This window comes from Yoonia sp., from assembly GCF_042093035.1.
In the GTDB taxonomy this organism is placed as follows: domain Bacteria; phylum Pseudomonadota; class Alphaproteobacteria; order Rhodobacterales; family Rhodobacteraceae; genus Yoonia.
In genome coordinates, this window is record NZ_JBELFI010000166.1 from 1 (window position 1) to 3,353 (window position 3,353).

5 protein-coding genes and 1 pseudogene are annotated in these 3,353 nt (G+C 55.5%); 5 read left to right on the forward strand and 1 reads right to left on the reverse strand.

What is annotated here, in order from left to right; all coding sequences use genetic code 11:
• Positions 1-91: 91 nt before the first annotated feature.
• Positions 92-445, reverse strand: coding sequence for a 30S ribosomal protein S6 (gene rpsF / locus ACFDSS_RS13880; RefSeq protein ID WP_375256315.1), 354 nt, complete (start codon positions 443-445; stop codon positions 92-94).
• Positions 446-548: 103 nt separating this feature from the next.
• Here rpsF and ACFDSS_RS13885 point away from each other — a divergent pair, with 103 nt between their 5' ends.
• The 5 genes and pseudogenes from ACFDSS_RS13885 to ACFDSS_RS13905 form a co-directional block, all read left to right on the forward strand.
• A complete protein-coding gene (locus tag ACFDSS_RS13885; protein WP_375256316.1) occupies positions 549-743 on the forward strand; it encodes a hypothetical protein in 195 nt (64 codons plus the stop codon).
• Complete coding sequence (locus ACFDSS_RS13890) at positions 730-1,245, forward strand: hypothetical protein (RefSeq protein WP_375256317.1); 516 nt, start codon at positions 730-732, stop codon at positions 1,243-1,245. Before ACFDSS_RS13885 ends, ACFDSS_RS13890 begins: the two co-directional genes overlap by 14 nt.
• Before the next feature lie 136 nt (positions 1,246-1,381).
• The gene (gene fabD / locus ACFDSS_RS13895) at positions 1,382-2,317 is read left to right on the forward strand and encodes an ACP S-malonyltransferase (RefSeq protein WP_375256318.1); all 936 of its coding nucleotides are present in this window, start codon (positions 1,382-1,384) and stop codon (positions 2,315-2,317) included.
• 22 nt (positions 2,318-2,339) lie between these two features.
• Entirely contained in the window at positions 2,340-3,077 is a 738-nt protein-coding gene (fabG, locus tag ACFDSS_RS13900; protein ID WP_375256319.1) for a 3-oxoacyl-[acyl-carrier-protein] reductase, read from the forward strand.
• A gap of 202 nt (positions 3,078-3,279) precedes the next feature.
• A pseudogene (locus ACFDSS_RS13905) lies at positions 3,280-3,353 on the forward strand (acyl carrier protein); the annotation flags it as partial.

A 3,353-nucleotide genomic window follows, 5' to 3' on the forward strand; every position in this document is an offset into this window, starting at 1 on the left:
TCGCAGGCGCGTTATCGCCTTCAAACGGATCAGACTTGCGACGACGGAAGAATGGTTTAGTAGCCATGATGTTTTTCCTTATCCAGTAAGATCAGCGACGTTCGCGGCGTTCGCCACGCTCTTCACGCTTTTGCATTTGCACCGAAGGGCCTTCTTGGTGTGCATCGACCTTGATGGTCAGCACACGCATGACGTCTTCGTGCAGGCGCATCAGGCGTTCCATTTCCTGCACAGCAGGCGCGGGCGCGTCGGTGCGCAGAAAGGCGTAGTGGCCCTTGCGGTTCTTGTTGATCTTATAGGCCATCGTTTTGACGCCCCAATATTCGTTTTCCAGCAGCTTGCCACCGTTGTCGGCAAGGACGGTCCCGAAATGTTCAATAAGGCTTTCGGCTTGCGTGTTGGACAAGTCCTGACGCGCAATCATAACATGCTCATATAGCGGCATGTGAACTCCAGTTCATTTATCAGCGCATTTCAAAGGATGGGCGGTTTGACCTTCTGCGTCCCATCCACGAGAGTCTGCGCAGTTCATATCACTTTGCAGAAGGATGGCGCCTTATACAGGCGATGGGCGGTGGTGCAAGGCTGTTGGTGTGCATCATCCTCATATTTTGCGTGAGAATTTCGGTTTTTGTAAAGCTTCTGTTGGGATTGCTGCGGTATTTCTGAGTTTGGGCCGGTTGTACGGCTGGCATATGATGATGAATGCGCTTTACGGCAGGATGGGCAATGGCTTCGTTTGAGATTGTGCGAATGGACGGGGGGTATGCGTTGCGCCCCTTGATGAAGGTGCAGTGGCGGATTTTGGTGGGGCAATTTCTCTCCTATCTTATCGGCATTTGTTTTGCGGTTGTTGCACTTGGCACGTTCCTTGTGCCGGTCTTGTTTTTTGATGGCGCTTTGACGTCGTTGCGCATTGGCGCGGCAGGTATGTCTGGCGCAGTTGCTGCATATCTGTTGTGGTTTGCCAGTCGCGGGACCCGGTCCGAAGTGCAAATCGACTTTGAGACCGAATTAATCCGCGCGCTTATCCCGCATCGCGGGGGTGCGCCAACATTGTTGGGGGTCTACCCGTTTTCTGCATTTTCAGCTTTATTGCACCGGCCGAGCGGGCTCGCGGGCCTGTCTGACCTCGCATTGCAGCCCAAGGATGGCGGTTCTGCGCTTTGGCTTGCGCGCGCTGAGACTGCAGAGATTGCGGCGTTGCAATCGCGGCTTGAAAGAGATTTGTTCGCACGCCTTTAGTCTTTTTTGCCCGTCTATCGCTGTTTCTTGTTCCAGACCGCCGCCGACAGATTTGGCGTGTTCTCGCGTTGCTTGTGCCGCTTGGCCGGGCAGGGTAAGCATTTGGCAACAAAAACACTGCCAAGAGGGGCCTTTTATGCGCGCATTTGTTTTTCCCGGACAGGGGGCACAGACGATTGGAATGGGCAAGGCGCTAGCCGATGCCTACCCAGAGGCCAAAGCTGTCTTTGACGCGGTTGATGAGGCTTTGGGTGAAAACCTTTCAGGGCTTATTTGGGAAGGCGAAATTGCCGATTTGACGCTGACGGCAAATGCGCAACCTGCGCTGATGGCAACATCGCTTGCTGCTATGCGCGCGCTTGGTTCGGAAGGTGTGGGCGTTGACGCGGCGTCGTTTGTTGCCGGCCATTCATTGGGGGAATATTCGGCTCTGGCTGCTGCGGGTGCATTGAGTCTGGCCGATACCGCCCGCTTGTTGCGCGCCCGTGGCGCCGCGATGCAAAAAGCCGTTCCGGTTGGTGTTGGAGCGATGGCTGCGATCCTGGGGTTGGATTTTGCAGCCGTGCAAGAGGTCGCCGCAGAAGCTGCACGGGGCGAGGTTTGTCAGGCCGCAAATGACAATGACCCGGCGCAGGTAGTCGTTTCAGGCGACAAAGCGGCGGTTGAGCGTGCGGTTGAGATTGCAAAGGCGAAGGGCGCCAAGCGCGCGTTGCTGCTGCCCGTCAGCGCGCCCTTCCATTGCAGCCTGATGGCGCCTGCCGCAGACGTTATGGCGGCTGCATTGGCCGATGTGACATTCAATGAACCTACTGTCCCTTTGGTTGCGAATGTATTGGCTGAGGCGGTCAGTGATCCTGCCCGGATCAGGTCCTTGTTGGTGGATCAGGTGACCGGGTCGGTGCGCTGGCGCGAAAGCGTGATGTATCTCGCCGCCCAAGGTGTGACCGAGATCTATGAGATTGGCGCGGGCAAGGCGCTGTCGGGTATGATAAAACGTATTGACCGCAACATTGCGACAATGGCAGTTGGTTCGCCTGATGATGTTGCCGTAGTCACGGATGCGCTGAAATAACAAGATAATAAGAGGTCGATATATGTTTGATTTGAATGGAAAGAATGCGCTTGTAACAGGTGCATCTGGTGGTATCGGCGGTGCGATCGCCAAGTCGCTTTATGACGCAGGTGCGACCGTTGCTTTGTCAGGCACGCGCGTGGCGCCGCTGGAAGAACTGGCCGCGTCTTTGGGTGAGCGTGCGCATGTTTTGCCGTGTAACCTCAGCGAAGCCGAAGCTGTGACGGCTTTGCCGAAGCAAGCGGCCGATGCAATGGGCTCCGTGGATGTGCTGGTCAACAACGCAGGTATCACGCGTGACAATATTTTTATGCGTATGTCGGATGATGAATGGGCGTCGGTTCTGGAGGTCAATCTGACCTCGACCATGCGCCTGTGTAAGGGCGTGATCCGTGGCATGATGAAGGCCCGCTGGGGGCGGATTGTGAATATCTCATCCGTTGTTGGCGCCACCGGAAATCCTGGGCAGGCGAATTATGCGGCTTCAAAAGCCGGTATGGTCGGCATGTCCAAGTCAATCGCTTACGAGGTGGCCAGCCGTGGCATCACGGTGAACTGCGTGGCTCCTGGCTTTATCACGACCGCGATGACCGAGAAGCTGACAGATGATCAAAAATCGGCGATTCTCACCCAAGTGCCTGCGGGCCGGATGGGGGATGCAGATGAAATCGCTGCGGCAGTTTTGTATCTTTCCAGCCCGGAAGCGGCCTATGTCACCGGCACTACCTTGCATGTGAATGGTGGCATGGCCATGTTATGACCAGACGCGGTTGCGGTCTGCGTGGAAAGCATTTGCCAATTCAGAATTCTCTGTTATAGGCCACGCAGATTTGCTGCAAAGCGCATGTGACGTAACGTCAAATGTTGTGCTGACGCGAATAACGACTGTGCCAGAAGGCACTTAAGCGGGCGAAAGCTCAGGGAACAACGGGCGTAAGCCCAGAAAGACATGAGGTAATGAAATGAGCGACGTTGCAGACCGCGTACGCAAGATCGTTGTAGAGCATCTTGGTGTTGAAGAAGACAAAGTGACGGA